Origin of the sequence: Brevundimonas vesicularis NBRC 12165 (assembly GCF_001592205.1) — a bacterium.
Classification (GTDB): domain Bacteria; phylum Pseudomonadota; class Alphaproteobacteria; order Caulobacterales; family Caulobacteraceae; genus Brevundimonas; species Brevundimonas vesicularis.
Genome location: NZ_BCWM01000022.1, coordinates 37,971 through 50,522, shown reverse-complemented (window position 1 = coordinate 50,522; position 12,552 = coordinate 37,971). Strand labels below are relative to the sequence as shown.

Below are 12,552 nucleotides of genomic sequence, written 5' to 3'. Positions count from 1 at the left end.
CCGGTCGCCTACGACCGGGAGCATGTGCTGGTCCTGTCGGACTGGAGTTTCATGCATCCGCACGAAATCCTGGCCAAGCTGAAGAAGAGCCCGGGCTACTTCAACCAGCAGCGCACCACGCTGGCGGGGCTCATGGACGGCAGCGACCGCATGAGCCTGGAGGAACGGCGCATGTGGGGCCAGATGCGGATGGACCCGCGCGACATCCTCGACGTCAGCGGATCGACCTACACCTATCTGATCAACGGCCATGGGCCGCAGGAGAACTGGACCGGCCTGTTCCGGCCCGGCGAGCGGGTGCGGCTGCGCATCATCAACGCCTCGGCCATGTCCATCTTCAACGTTCGCATCCCGGGCTTGCCGATGACCGTGGTGCAGGCCGACGGCGAGAACGTGCGCCCGGTCGAGACGGACGAGTTCCAGATTTCAGTCGCCGAGACCTACGACGTCATCGTCCAGCCGACCGAGGACCGCGCCTACACCATCGTCTCCGAAGCCATCGACCGGTCCGGCATGGGCCGGGCAACCCTGGCGCCGCGCCTGGGCATGACCGCCGAGGTCCCTCCCCTGCGCGAGGTCCCGAACCTCACCATGCGCGACATGGGCATGGGCGGAATGGATCACGGCGCGATGGGCGACATGTCCGGTATGGACCATGACGCGATGTCCGGCATGGACCACGCGGCTCCGGCCCAGAACGCGCCCGCAGCCGGCGAGATGGCCGGGATGTCCATGTCGGGCATGAACATGCGCGATCCCGAGAACGCTCCGCCCGACATGGCGGTGGGCGTCGGCGTCGATGCGATCGCCATGGACCCCGCCAACCGTCTGGGTGAGCGTCCGATCGGTCTCACGACCGTCGATCATCGCGTCCTCGTCTACACCGACCTGGTGTCGCTCCAGCCGAACAAGGACCCGCGCCCCCCGTCTCGGACGATGGAGATCCACCTGACCGGCAACATGGAGCGGTTCATGTGGGGCTTCGACGGCCGAAAGTTCAGCGAACTGGTCGAACCGATCCGCTTCGAGCGCAACGAGCGGGTGCGGGTGACCCTGGTCAACGACACCATGATGGCCCACCCGATCCATCTGCATGGTCATTTCTTTGAACTGGTGACCGGCGGACCGGCCGGGCACCAGCCCCTCAAGCACACGGTCAACGTCGCGCCCGGCGGCAAGGTGACCTTCGATCTGACCGCCGACGCGCCCGGTGATTGGGCCTTCCACTGCCACATGCTGATGCACATGCACGTCGGCATGTTCAATGTTGTGACGGTGCGGCCCATGGACGGAGCTGCGTCATGAACCGCCTCGCCGTCGCCCTCGCCCCGCTGGTGCTCGCCGCCAGCGCCTTCAGCGCCCAGGCCCAGGACCCTCACGCGGGCCACACGATGCCGGCGACCGCGGCGCCGACGCGCCCCGCGCCAGCACCGCGGCCCACGCCACAGGCGCCGGCCCGACCGGCGCAGGATCCGCACGCCGGTCACGTCATGCCGCCCGCGCAGACGCCGCCCGCCGCGGATCCGCATGCAGGCCACCAGATGCCGGCGCAGCCCGCGCCCGTAGACCCGCACGCGGGACACCAGATGCCGGCGGCGACGCCCGGCCAGGCTGATCCGCACGCGGGCCACGACATGTCGGCCATGTCGCCCGCGCAGACCGACCCTCACGCCGGGCATGACATGTCGACCATGAGCATGGGGCCGCCCGATGTGGCGACCAGCTCCGACAATCCCGGCCGTCCTCCGGAGGACCCACTCCCGGCCGCCGCCCTGGCCGGCCCTGCCCACGCCGCCGATCTCGTCTTCGGCGCCGAGGCCATGGCCGCCTCTCGCCGGACCCTGATTCACGAAAACGGCGACGTCCGCACCACGGCCGTCATTCTCGATCGCCTCGAAGCCGGCTTCGGCGACGACGGCGAGACCTACCTCTGGGACGTCCAGGGCTGGACGGGCGGCGACATCAATCGCTTCTGGTGGAAGTCCGAGGGCGAAGGCGACTTCGGCGGCGAGCTCGAGGAGGCTGAAGTCCAGGCGCTCTACAGCCGCGCGGTCACGCCCTTCTGGGACGTTCAGGCCGGCGTGCGTCAGGACTTCCGGCCCGACGGCGAGGACACCACGCATCTGGTCCTCGGCCTGCAGGGCCTGGCGCCCCATTGGTGGGAAGTCGACGCCGCCGCCTTCCTGTCGACCGACGGCGACCTGACCGCCCGCGTCGAGGCCGAATACGACCAGCGCATCACCCAGCGCCTGATCCTTCAGCCCCGCCTCGAAATCGACGCTTCAGCCAGCGACATTCCGGAACTGGAGATCGGTTCGGGCCTGTCCTCGATCGAGGCGGGCCTGCGACTGCGCTACGAATTCCGCAAGGAGTTCGCCCCCTATGTCGGCATCGAGTGGAGCCGCGCGTTCGGCGATACCGCCGACTACATCGAGGCCCGAGGCGGCGAGACCGACGACACCCGCTTCGTCGTCGGCCTCAAGGCCTGGTTCTAACCGAAGGAGAAAACCCCATGATGATCCGCACTCTCGTTGTCACCGCCGCCCTCCCGTTCGCCGGCGCCGCCGCCGCCCAGGACCCGCATGCGGGTCACGCTATGCCGGCCCAGGCCGCAGCGCCCCAATCCGGCATCACGACCGTTCCTGCGAATGGCGCGATGACCCAGGGTTCGCCCGAGCGGTTCAGCGTCACCTTCCCCCACGCCATGGTCCTCAAGACCGTCGCCCTCTCCGCCGAGGGGCAGGCTCCGGTCGACGTCACTGTCCCCGCCGCGCCGGCCGCCGCCACCGTCGGCGTGGCTCTTCCGCGCCTCGCGCCGGGCAACTACACGGCCGCCTGGACCGCCGAAGGCCCGGACGGCCACAAGATGTCCGGCTCCGTCAGCTTCATGGTTCACTAGGAGAACGACGATGAGGGTTTCCAACCTGCTGGCCGCCGCCGGCGCGATCCTGACCCTGAGCGCGGGCGCGGCTCTGGCGGCCGAAGGCTGCGATTGTTGCAAGGACATGGCTGCGGACGCGGCTATGACGTGCTGCGACGAGATGCAGGATGATGCGTCTTCGGCTCCCGCTCATTCACTGGCACCTGACAGCGCGCCTGCGAGGCCTTCGTCAGAGGCCGTGAACCACAATCAGCAGCGTTCACCAACCTAAGCGACACTTCTACGATTTCGGCAGGAACTCTCCGCCCAACCGCCGACGACCATCGGTCGAGCGCGCTAAGGTCGAGGCTGCAATGCCCCAGAACAAACTTTGGCTCACACCGGAAAGCGGACGCTCCCGGAGTCGCCAAAGAGTCAGAAGCGGCCTCGCGCCGATTAAAGCCCACGGACTCGCCTGAACCGAATATCCTAGGCTATTGTAGCGGCGGCGGGTTCCGGAACGGATAGGTCATTGTCTTGAGCCAGGGGACGCTTAGGCGTCGGCGGCGGCAAGGACCGAAACTCCGGGCTTCCGAAAAGAAGTTCCTGGCCCGCCCCCTCCCCTCAATCCACCTCGATAAGGCCTCGCCTTACGCCGACTACGACCGCTTCAATGCGCGTGCGAACCCCCAGTTTGGAGGCCGCCTTCTCGAGGTCGCGCAGCACCGCCCCGCCCTCGGCCTCATAGGCTTCTATCCCCACGAAACCGACGCGCCGGTCGTCGGCGCGGACCTTGGCCTCGGTCATGGCGCGACGAATGGCGAAGACGGAGGTGTAGGGCCCCATCTGTGCCAGCACCTGACGTTGCCGGTCCTGATCCTCGCTGACGCAGAAGGCGGTCAGGAGGTCCAGGGTGAGCGTCCCCTCGCGATAGGCCGCCATCAGTTCCGGGGCCGCTGCGCCCAGCCTCAGGCGCTGCCGCACCACATGGGCCGACACCCCGAAACGCGCGCCGATCTCCTCAGGGCCATAGCCCTTCTCCTCCGCCAGCGTGCGGAAAGCCTCGAACTGATCGGCGGGATGCATGGCCTCGCGGGTGAAGTTCTCGTCGAGACTGATCTCATGGGCGTCGTTCAGAGTGTCCACCACCACCTTGACCGGATGGGTCGACTTGATCGCCTTGCGCTTCACCAGCATCCGCAGCGCCTGCCGCCGCCCCTCCCCGATGGTGACGAGGTAGTTCCCCGTCGTTGCGCCTTCCCGGTCCCGCTCGATTTCCACCACAGGAGCCTGAAGCACGCCCTTGGCCCTGATCGACGCCGCGAGCGCCTCGATAGCCGCCGCCGAGTGCTTCACCTTACGTGCGTTTCTCGGAGAGGCCTTAAGCCGGTTCAACGGGACCACGATCTCCGCGCCATGCGCAGGCTCGAGAACCGCCCCAATCTGGGGCTCGGTCGCGGCGGTCTGAACATCATGAGCAGTCATGTCTGCCTCCTTTGGGCAAGGGTTGCAGGCATGCGAAAGGCGCGCCTGAAACCCTGCCCGTCGGCGAGACCGGGGTAGCAAGGGCCAGGGCGGATCGACCGGAGGGGGATCACCCGGCCTTCACAAGTCTGACGTCCTTGCCCAACATCCAGGAATGACCGGCGCGGAAGGCCGGGGAGACCGGTCGATCCGGCGGCGAAGCCGCTTCACCCTGGCCCGCGCGAGGGCGGAGCCCTTAGCGCTTGTGCCTTGCTATTCGCCGCGCCGCACCTTCGCGGCGCGCCTGACCTGAAGCGCTTTGTCTGGATCGAACCAGCATTCGAGCTAGAGTGAAGCCATGCGGACCGTGGCTCCAGAATGAGAAGCGCCGAGATCACCCGTCAGGTCATCCTGCATGCGGCCCTGAACCTCTTCGCCGAGGAAGGCTTCGAGACGGTCGGCGTCCGCGATATCGGACTCCGCGCCAAGGTCGATCCCTCACTGGTCAATCGCTACTACGGCGGGAAGGAGGAGCTCTTCATCGAAGTGGTGAAGGCCTGCCACGCCGATTGGCGTCACCTGTGGGGCGCCAAGCAGGACTTTGCCGCCCGCGTCGTCAAAGAGGTGCTTCACGGAGGGAACGACGGGAAGGTGCTCCAGGGCATTCTCGTCATGCTGAGAGTGACCGGCTCGGAACGCGCGCGACATCTCGTCGACGAGACGCTCGGCTCCAGCATCTTCGCCCAACTCGAGGCCTGGCTGGGCGGCCCGGAGGCCGATGTGCGAGCTCGCATGCTCATCGCCCTGATCGGCGGCATGGCGTTCGCCCGCGACCTGAGCGGCGACTTTCCCCTGGAGGACGCCAGAGCCGCCGCACTGGCACAGGCCTTTGAGGCCTCTATCGAACGGCTTCTATCTTCATCGCCCTCGGCCTGAGCCGACGCCAATCAGGACCTATTGCGCGCCCAACACCTTGCGAAGCGACTGTTCGATCTGTCCGCCGCAGTAGACCTCGCCATATTCGCGACGAGCACGAGCCGCCAGATCGGCCAGCGCCGGGGTGCGCGAAACCCGACCAGCGAGGTTCGCCGTCATAGGCGCCGCATCCTCCAGGATCGCCCCGATCGATGGAAAGCGCTCGACCATGGTGGACCACAGCGTCGCGCTGACGACATCGGCGACGCCCGGCGTCCCGCCGCCGAGCAGAAAACCGGATTGAGATGTCAGCCCGTGACGTCGGCCGAGTTCCTCCCACAGACCCATCCACTTTCGCAGGCGCGGGACAAAGGTCACCCAGCGGGCTTCGGTCCACATCTGTCGCCCACCATCCAGGGTGAGATCGTCGATCACGTCGTTGGCGTCATTGACCACCTTGATCGACAAGGCCCGTCCGCCGGGATCGTCCGGAAAGAGCCCGAGCTTGTCCCCCAGGTAGAGAAGGATCGCGGGCATCTGGGAAACGGCCACGCCTGCAGCGTGATCAACCAAGACCGGAGGTCCCATGAAGGGTACCGGCTTGTCTTCCAACGCCCCCTCCATCAGAGCGCCGACCGCTTCGTCGCCCGCCTCTGTCCACGCCTCGCCGCCGTAGGCCAGAAGCGCGCGGACAAACTGCCCGCGGAAAGGCACGGCCCAATAGTAGAGGGTGTAGTTTGGCATCCGGCCCTCGATGACGACGCATATCGCTCAACGGACCAGGCCGAGATCCGTTCTCAGGCCCCTACGCTCGATCTCACTCCCAAGTCGTCTCAATCCACCGACGATACGGCCCCGCGTTAGACGCCCTCAGCCCAGAAGGCGCACCGATATCGGGCAGTGATCCGAAGGGTGCTCGGCCTCAGGCGCGCCATAGACATATTCCTGGAACGACTCCGGCTCGACCCGCGCGGCGGCGTCCACGCCGACGACGATGAAGTCGATGAACTCCGGGTAGCGCGCCTTGCATCCGGCTGGACGGTCGCCGCCGGCAAGGGTCAGCGCCGCAGCCGCCGGCTCGCCGTCATTGAGCCCGTCCAAGAAGGCGTCGCCCCGGCTCGCCATGCGCCGGTTCCAGTCGCCCAGAACGACGAAGGCCTCGCCCGCCTGAGCGCGATCATCGACCCAGGTCTCGAGGACCGGCAGTTGGTCAAACAGCACAGGGCAATCGGGATCGCTCGAGGCGCGACCCGAGTTGCATCCGGACTTTAGGTGGACGGCCAGCAGCCGCACGGGCCGCCCCTTGGCGACGGTGATGTCGACGCCCCAGCGCAGGTTTGGATTGCCGAGAGCCAGAGCCGCAAGGTCGCCGTTGCGCGACCAGACGACGCCCTTGCGGATCGCAAATCCAACGGCTTGGTTCTGGATGTGGCGACCAGGCCCTCCCCGGCATTCGGGGCCGCGCTCGCTCGCCGGGCGGGTCGACATGACGACATCGTATTTTGCCGGTTCGAAGACCCGCTCCGCCGCGGCCTGGGTCTCGACCTCCTGGAGGGCGATCACATCGGCCCCCAGGGCATCCGCATGGCGGCGCAGGACGGCGTAATCGGCCTCCACGCGCGGCCTGCACCCCTGGCCGTCCAGTTCTGCCAGGTGCTCGAGATTCCAGCTGGCGACTTTGAGCGGAGCGCCGTCCGACGGAACGGGCAAGATCCCGGCGCAGCCGGAGAGAAGAGCAGTGGCGGCGAGAGCGGCGAAGAAGCGTTGCATGGGGCTGTCGTAGCGCACGCGAGCCCTCAGACAAGCCCCGCTCCCCCTGCTGCAGGAAGGGCGCCACCGTGGAGATGGCGGCCGCAGGCCTACGGGTTTCGCCTTCGCCGCCTATCGGGTTCGATTCTTCAAAGGCAAATCGAGGAGACGAGACATGGCCAGCACCGACCCGCCGCCGCTCAAGCGCACGATCAAGAAGCCTCAACTCCACCAGATGGTGCCCCTCGCGACAGCACCATCTGGGAAATGGAAAAGCGGGGTCAGTTTCCTCGCCGTTTCCTCCTCACCCCTCGCTGCGTCGTCTGGGATCTTGCCGAGGTGGAGGCCTGGCTTCTCCTCCGCCGCACCACGCCGATCCACCGCGCCGCGCCTCCAGACGTCCGCAAGCGTATTTCGCGCCCCGTCAGAGACGCGGATCGAAACGGGGAGCAGCCGTCTCAGGGATAGCCAGACGGTATGGAGGAGCCGGCGCTTCCTCGAATCGAACGACCAGATCGGCAAGGTCGTCGTTACGGTCTGACCGGCAAACCCGGGGGAGCGAGCGATGGCTCCCCCCTCCCAGACACAGGATCGGACCCTAAGCGCGCATGCCGTCGTTGCTTGTGGCGCAGGCTTGAGAGCATGATGCTCCTCGTCCGCGTGCCAGACCTGTCTCAGGGCAACATGGCGGCTATGCCTGCCCGATCTGGGGGCGAATTTGGAGATTGGCCAGGGAACCTCGCCTGATTACAGAAGCGCCAGCCTCTGGACAGGATTGAAACTCTCCCCCTGTATAGTATGCTGAAGCGATTTCTCGGGAAAACGCGATGCCACATTCATCAGAGGACAAAAAGCGAGCCATCACACGCTTGCGGCGTATCAAGGGCCAGGCGGACGCTCTGGAACGCGCGATCGAAGCCGGGGCCGATTGCACTCCCCTGCTGCAGCAAATTGTCGCCATGCGTGGTGCGACAAATGGACTGATGGCAGAAGTGATGCAGAGTCATCTCAGGGAAACATTCGGTGCGGGCGCAGATCGGGCCGTCAGAGGCGCAGGTGGCGATCACGATGACGGCGTGGAGGGCATAATGAAGATTCTGCGTACCTATCTTAAATGACAATTTCAGGCTCATTTTCTTGCTCGTGTTCTCCCGCACCTAGAAGCCAGCCCCTGCTGCCTTCCCGGGTTTGAGATCCTCGTTAGGACACATGTTGTATACTGCCAGGGAGTATGATAAAGATACTCCCTGGCAGTATGAGGGTGTCGACGACTTGCGCTGACGCAACGGCCTCGCACCAGCAATCAGTTTAACTCATGAGGGTATCCCAACATGAAATCTCGCGCCGCTGTAGCCTTCGAGGCGGGCAAGCCACTCGAAATCGTCGAGATCGATGTCGCCCCACCCCGGAAAGGCGAAGTCCTCATACGGGTGACGCACACCGGTGTGTGCCACACCGACGCGTACACGCTGGCGGGGAGTGATCCGGAGGGTGTTTTCCCGGTGGTTCTGGGCCACGAGGGCGCGGGCGTCGTTGTCGAGGTCGGTGAAGGCGTCACCAGCGTCGGGCCGGGCGATCACGTGATTCCGCTCTACACCGCCGAGTGCCGCAAGTGCGACTTCTGCCTGTCGGGCAAGACCAACCTGTGCGTCGCTGTCCGCGAAACGCAGGGCAAGGGCTTGATGCCCGATGGGACCACCCGCTTTTCGTACAATGGTCAGCCGCTCTATCATTACATGGGTTGTTCAACCTTCAGTGAATATACTGTCGTCGCCGAGGTCTCGCTCGCCAAGATCAATCCCGAGGCAAACCCCGAACATGTCTGCCTGCTCGGCTGCGGCGTCACGACCGGCATCGGCGCAGTCCACAATACCGCCAAGGTCCAGCCCGGAGACTCGGTCGCCGTGTTCGGCCTCGGCGGCATCGGCCTCGCGGCGATTCAGGGTGCGCGCCAGGCCAAGGCGGGTCGCATCATCGCCATCGACACCAATCCGTCCAAGTTCGAGCTGGCACGCCAGTTCGGTGCGACCGAGTGCATTAACCCCAAGGACCATGACAAGCCCATCCAGCAAGTGCTGATCGAGATGACGGGCTGGGGCATCGATCATACCTTCGAGTGCATCGGCAACGTCCACGTCATGCGCGCCGCGCTTGAATCAGCGCACCGTGGCTGGGGTCAGTCGATCGTGATTGGCGTTGCCGGCGCGGGCGAGGAAATCTCCACCCGCCCGTTCCAGCTCGTCACGGGTCGCGTCTGGAAGGGGTCTGCTTTCGGCGGCGTCAAGGGACGTACACAGCTCCCCGGCATGGTCGAGGACGCCATGAGAGGTGATATCGATCTGGCCCCGTTCGTTACCCACACCATGGGTTTGGAGGAGATCAACGAGGCCTTCGAACTGATGCACGAAGGCAAGTCGATCCGCACGGTCATTCACTACTGACCCGTCGATCAGAAGCGGCGCGAGGCGCTCGGATCGACAACTCGGCCGTCATCATGGCTCGACCCCGGCCATGATGACGCGCGCTCTGGCAAATGGGCAACGCGTCGCGATGCGGTAACAAGCGCCGAAGTGCGGTCGTTACATGCCGATAGCGGCACGGACCAGGGCCGCTTGGCCCAGGCGCTTACCGCCGGAGTGTGTGTGGCCTCGTCGCGCGACCCAACGGGAAAGTGGTTTTGTCGCAACCTTTGTCTAGTGCTGGAAAAATATTTCAAAGGTGCCGAACATCGGGCCAGCCTGGCCGTTGGATGTATTGAGTCGGAAATGCATTCATCTGTACCCGACTGTGATGAACCACGGGCCGCACAGGCGTATAGGGCAGGAAGACTGAATTGAAGAGCAAGGATATTCACGCGACGACGCCGGCCACCGATCATGGGCATACGGGGCCGCCCGCTTGCGTGCAGGTTCGCGGCGCGCGCCAGAATAACCTCAAAAATATTGACGTCGATGTACCGCGCGACGCCTTCGTGGTGTTCACCGGCATATCGGGCTCGGGCAAGTCATCGCTCGCGTTCGGCACCCTTTATGCCGAAGCCCAGCGGCGTTATCTGGAATCGGTTGCGCCCTATGCCCGTCGCCTGATCGACCAGGCCGGCGTGCCGGAGGTCGACGCGATCGACGGTTTGCCGCCTGCGGTGGCGTTGCAGCAGCAGCGCGGCTCGGCCAACGCGCGATCCTCGGTCGGCAGCGTGACGACGCTCTCCAGCCTGGTGCGGATGCTCTATTCGCGCGTCGGCGAATATCCGCGCCATCAGCCGATGCTCTATGCGGAGGATTTCTCCCCCAACACGGTCGCGGGGGCCTGTCCGACCTGTCACGGCATCGGGCGCGTCTATGACGCGACCGAAGAAACGATGGTGCCCGACGACACGCTGACGATCCGGGAACGCGCAGTCGCCGCCTGGCCGGCGGCATGGCATGGCCAGAACCTGCGCGATATCCTCGTGTCACTCGGCTATGACGTCGATACGCCGTGGCGCGACCTGCCGAAAAAGGATCGCGACTGGATCCTCTTCACTGAAGAGGCGCCGACGGTGCCGGTCTATGCGGGTCTGACGCCCGAACAGACCCGCGTGGCGCTGAAGCGCCGCATGGAACCGAGCTACCAGGGCACCTTCACCGGCGCGCGCCGCTATGTGCTGGAAACCTTCGCCAACACGAAAAGCGCGCTGATGAAGAAGCGCGTCTCGCAATATATCATCGGCCGCGATTGCCCGACCTGCGACGGCAAGCGCCTGAAGCGCGAAGCCCTGTCAGTCAAATTCGCCGGCCTCGACATTGCCGAGTTCGGCGACCTGACGGTGCTCAAGCTGAAGGACTTGCTGATGCCCGTCGCGCATGGCGCGTATGGGGCGGTCTCAGCCCCCTCAAAGGGCCATGTTCTGGAAGAAGCGGCCCGCGATGCAGCGGTCAAACAACGGGTTGCGGCGGGCGGCTCTGCGCACAAGAGCGCGCCCGACGTGCGCCGCACGTCCAATCTCTCCGACGAGAAGCGGATCGCCGCCCAACGCCTTGCCTGCGAATTGATCGAGCGGCTCGAGGCGCTGATCGATCTTGGCCTTGGCTACATTTCGCTCGACCGCAGCACGCCGACGCTCTCCTCCGGAGAGTTGCAGCGCTTGCGGCTTGCCACGCAATTGTCGTCACAGCTTTTCGGCGTGGTCTATGTGCTTGACGAGCCTTCGGCAGGGTTGCACCCGGCAGATGGCGAAGCCTTGCTCACCATCCTCGAGCGTCTCAAGGCGGCGGGCAACTCTTTGTTCGTCGTCGAACATGATCTCGACGTGATCCGCCGCGCGGAATGGCTCGTCGATGTCGGGCCAGGAGCCGGGGAAAAGGGCGGTGAAGTCCTCTACAGCGGGCCGATAGAGGGGCTTGCCGACGTCGAGAATTCGATCACCCGCCGCTACCTGTTCGCAGAGCCGTTCCGCAGTGAGCGCACACCGCGCGATCCCAAGGCATGGCTACGCCTGGAAGGGATCAGGCGGAACAATCTCCATGGTCTCGACGTCGAGTTTCCCATCGGCTGCTTCACCGCTGTCACCGGCGTTTCGGGATCGGGTAAATCCAGTCTTGTCAGTCAGGCGCTGCCCGAGCTCGTCACGGAACACCTCGGCGGCTCCCCCGTGGCCGAGGAGGAGGATATCGATCCGCTGCTCGATGTTGCGCAGAACGACACTGAAGGACGCATTGTCGCAGGCATGGAGCATGTTCGCAGGCTGGTGCGGGTCGATCAGAAACCGATCGGCCGCACGCCGCGCTCGAACCTATCCACCTACAGCGGCATGTTCGACAATGTGCGACGGATCTTCGCTGATACGCCGCTCGCCCGCCGGCGGCACTACAGCCCGGGAAGGTTCTCGTTCAACGTCGCGCAAGGCCGCTGCCCTGTGTGCGAGGGCGAGGGATACGTCATGGTGGAGCTGCTGTTCCTGCCGAGCGTTTTTGCCCCGTGCTCGACCTGTCATGGCTCTCGCTACAACCCGCAAACGCTCGAAGTCGAATGGAACGGGCGCAATATCGCCCAGGTGCTCGAACTGACGGTCGACGACGCGTGCGATTTCTTCGCTGGCGAGGCATCTGTGATGCGCTCCCTCGACGTGTTGCGGGAGATCGGTCTTGGCTATCTGAGGCTCGGACAGCCTGCGACCGAGCTGTCTGGCGGGGAGGCGCAGCGCATCAAGCTGGCGGCTGAACTGCAACGCGCCCAGCGCGGCAACACGATCTACATCCTCGACGAGCCCACTTCGGGGCTTCACCCCTCCGATGCCGACCGGCTGATGCAACACCTGCAGGGCCTCGTTGACGCTGGCAATACCGTCGTCGTCGTCGAACATGACATGCGCGCCATCACGCAGGTGGACTGGCTCATCGATCTGGGACCGGGGGCTGGGGAAGATGGCGGCCGTATCGTTGCCAGCGGCGTCCCTGGCGTCGTTGCGGAAGCAGAAGGCAGTCTCACCGCCCCCTATCTCAAAGCGGCGCTGTAGGTAGTAAACCTGGGAGGACGCACGTTCGATCAGGCGTATCTCCAACGTACGCACGCTGAAATGGTCGAAT

Annotated in this window: 12 protein-coding genes; 9 read left to right on the top strand and 3 right to left on the bottom strand. The window is 65.1% G+C overall.

Going from position 1 to position 12,552, the window contains the following annotated elements; all coding sequences use genetic code 11:
• The 4 genes from BVE01S_RS15030 to BVE01S_RS15015 all read left to right on the top strand — a co-directional run.
• On the top strand, positions 1-1,305 hold a 1,305-nt coding region (locus BVE01S_RS15030), incomplete at its 5' end, for a copper resistance system multicopper oxidase (RefSeq protein ID WP_066629282.1).
• Positions 1,302-2,495 (top strand): copper resistance protein B, encoded by a 1,194-nt coding sequence (locus tag BVE01S_RS15025; RefSeq protein WP_066629267.1) that lies wholly within the window; start codon positions 1,302-1,304, stop codon positions 2,493-2,495. The genes BVE01S_RS15030 and BVE01S_RS15025, both read left to right, overlap by 4 nt.
• A 17-nt stretch (positions 2,496-2,512) precedes the next feature.
• Entirely contained in the window at positions 2,513-2,899 is a 387-nt protein-coding gene (locus BVE01S_RS15020) for a copper resistance protein CopC (protein WP_244878401.1), read from the top strand.
• 10 nt (positions 2,900-2,909) lie between these two features.
• Positions 2,910-3,152 carry an ammonium transporter family protein gene (locus BVE01S_RS15015; RefSeq protein WP_066629264.1) on the top strand — a complete coding sequence of 81 codons (243 nt, stop codon included), beginning with the start codon at positions 2,910-2,912 and terminating at the stop codon, positions 3,150-3,152.
• 332 nt (positions 3,153-3,484) lie between these two features.
• Here the strand turns inward: BVE01S_RS15015 and BVE01S_RS15010 are convergent, their stop codons facing one another.
• Positions 3,485-4,345 carry a ParB/RepB/Spo0J family partition protein gene (locus tag BVE01S_RS15010; RefSeq protein WP_084375443.1) on the bottom strand — a complete coding sequence of 287 codons (861 nt, stop codon included), beginning with the start codon at positions 4,343-4,345 and terminating at the stop codon, positions 3,485-3,487.
• 357 nt (positions 4,346-4,702) lie between these two features.
• Between BVE01S_RS15010 and BVE01S_RS15005 the strand changes: the two genes are divergently transcribed.
• Positions 4,703-5,260 (top strand): TetR/AcrR family transcriptional regulator, encoded by a 558-nt coding sequence (locus BVE01S_RS15005; protein ID WP_066629261.1) that lies wholly within the window; start codon positions 4,703-4,705, stop codon positions 5,258-5,260.
• Between the two features lie 18 nt (positions 5,261-5,278).
• Here the strand turns inward: BVE01S_RS15005 and gst are convergent, their stop codons facing one another.
• Both gst and BVE01S_RS14995 read right to left on the bottom strand, forming a co-directional pair.
• Entirely contained in the window at positions 5,279-5,983 is a 705-nt protein-coding gene (gene gst / locus BVE01S_RS15000) for a glutathione transferase, Atu5508 family (RefSeq protein WP_066629259.1), read from the bottom strand.
• Between the two features lie 126 nt (positions 5,984-6,109).
• The gene (locus tag BVE01S_RS14995) at positions 6,110-7,009 is read right to left on the bottom strand and encodes an endonuclease/exonuclease/phosphatase family protein (RefSeq protein WP_066629256.1); all 900 of its coding nucleotides are present in this window, start codon (positions 7,007-7,009) and stop codon (positions 6,110-6,112) included.
• 246 nt (positions 7,010-7,255) lie between these two features.
• Here BVE01S_RS14995 and BVE01S_RS16655 point away from each other — a divergent pair, with 246 nt between their 5' ends.
• From BVE01S_RS16655 to BVE01S_RS17400, 4 genes are all read left to right on the top strand, one after another.
• Positions 7,256-7,456, top strand: coding sequence for a helix-turn-helix transcriptional regulator (locus BVE01S_RS16655; RefSeq protein WP_157076481.1), 201 nt, complete (start codon positions 7,256-7,258; stop codon positions 7,454-7,456).
• A gap of 359 nt (positions 7,457-7,815) precedes the next feature.
• Positions 7,816-8,106: a metal/formaldehyde-sensitive transcriptional repressor gene (locus tag BVE01S_RS16650; RefSeq protein WP_084375442.1), complete on the top strand. Its 291-nt coding sequence runs from the start codon at positions 7,816-7,818 to the stop codon at positions 8,104-8,106.
• Positions 8,107-8,319: 213 nt separating this feature from the next.
• Entirely contained in the window at positions 8,320-9,429 is a 1,110-nt protein-coding gene (locus BVE01S_RS14980) for an S-(hydroxymethyl)glutathione dehydrogenase/class III alcohol dehydrogenase (RefSeq protein ID WP_066629248.1), read from the top strand.
• Between the two features lie 392 nt (positions 9,430-9,821).
• The gene (locus BVE01S_RS17400) at positions 9,822-12,482 is read left to right on the top strand and encodes an excinuclease ABC subunit UvrA (RefSeq protein WP_280513220.1); all 2,661 of its coding nucleotides are present in this window, start codon (positions 9,822-9,824) and stop codon (positions 12,480-12,482) included.
• Positions 12,483-12,552: the final 70 nt, after the last annotated feature.

Coding starts and splice junctions, on each gene's coding strand:
- BVE01S_RS15025 (WP_066629267.1), top strand. CDS start 1,302: ATGAACCGCCTCGCCGTCGCCCTCGCCCCGCTGGTGCTCGCCGCCAGC.
- BVE01S_RS15020 (WP_244878401.1), top strand. CDS start 2,513: ATGATGATCCGCACTCTCGTTGTCACCGCCGCCCTCCCGTTCGCCGGC.
- BVE01S_RS15015 (WP_066629264.1), top strand. CDS start 2,910: ATGAGGGTTTCCAACCTGCTGGCCGCCGCCGGCGCGATCCTGACCCTG.
- BVE01S_RS15010 (WP_084375443.1), bottom strand. CDS start 4,345: ATGACTGCTCATGATGTTCAGACCGCCGCGACCGAGCCCCAGATTGGG.
- BVE01S_RS15005 (WP_066629261.1), top strand. CDS start 4,703: ATGAGAAGCGCCGAGATCACCCGTCAGGTCATCCTGCATGCGGCCCTG.
- gst (WP_066629259.1), bottom strand. CDS start 5,983: ATGCCAAACTACACCCTCTACTATTGGGCCGTGCCTTTCCGCGGGCAG.
- BVE01S_RS14995 (WP_066629256.1), bottom strand. CDS start 7,009: ATGCAACGCTTCTTCGCCGCTCTCGCCGCCACTGCTCTTCTCTCCGGC.
- BVE01S_RS16655 (WP_157076481.1), top strand. CDS start 7,256: ATGGAAAAGCGGGGTCAGTTTCCTCGCCGTTTCCTCCTCACCCCTCGC.
- BVE01S_RS16650 (WP_084375442.1), top strand. CDS start 7,816: ATGCCACATTCATCAGAGGACAAAAAGCGAGCCATCACACGCTTGCGG.
- BVE01S_RS14980 (WP_066629248.1), top strand. CDS start 8,320: ATGAAATCTCGCGCCGCTGTAGCCTTCGAGGCGGGCAAGCCACTCGAA.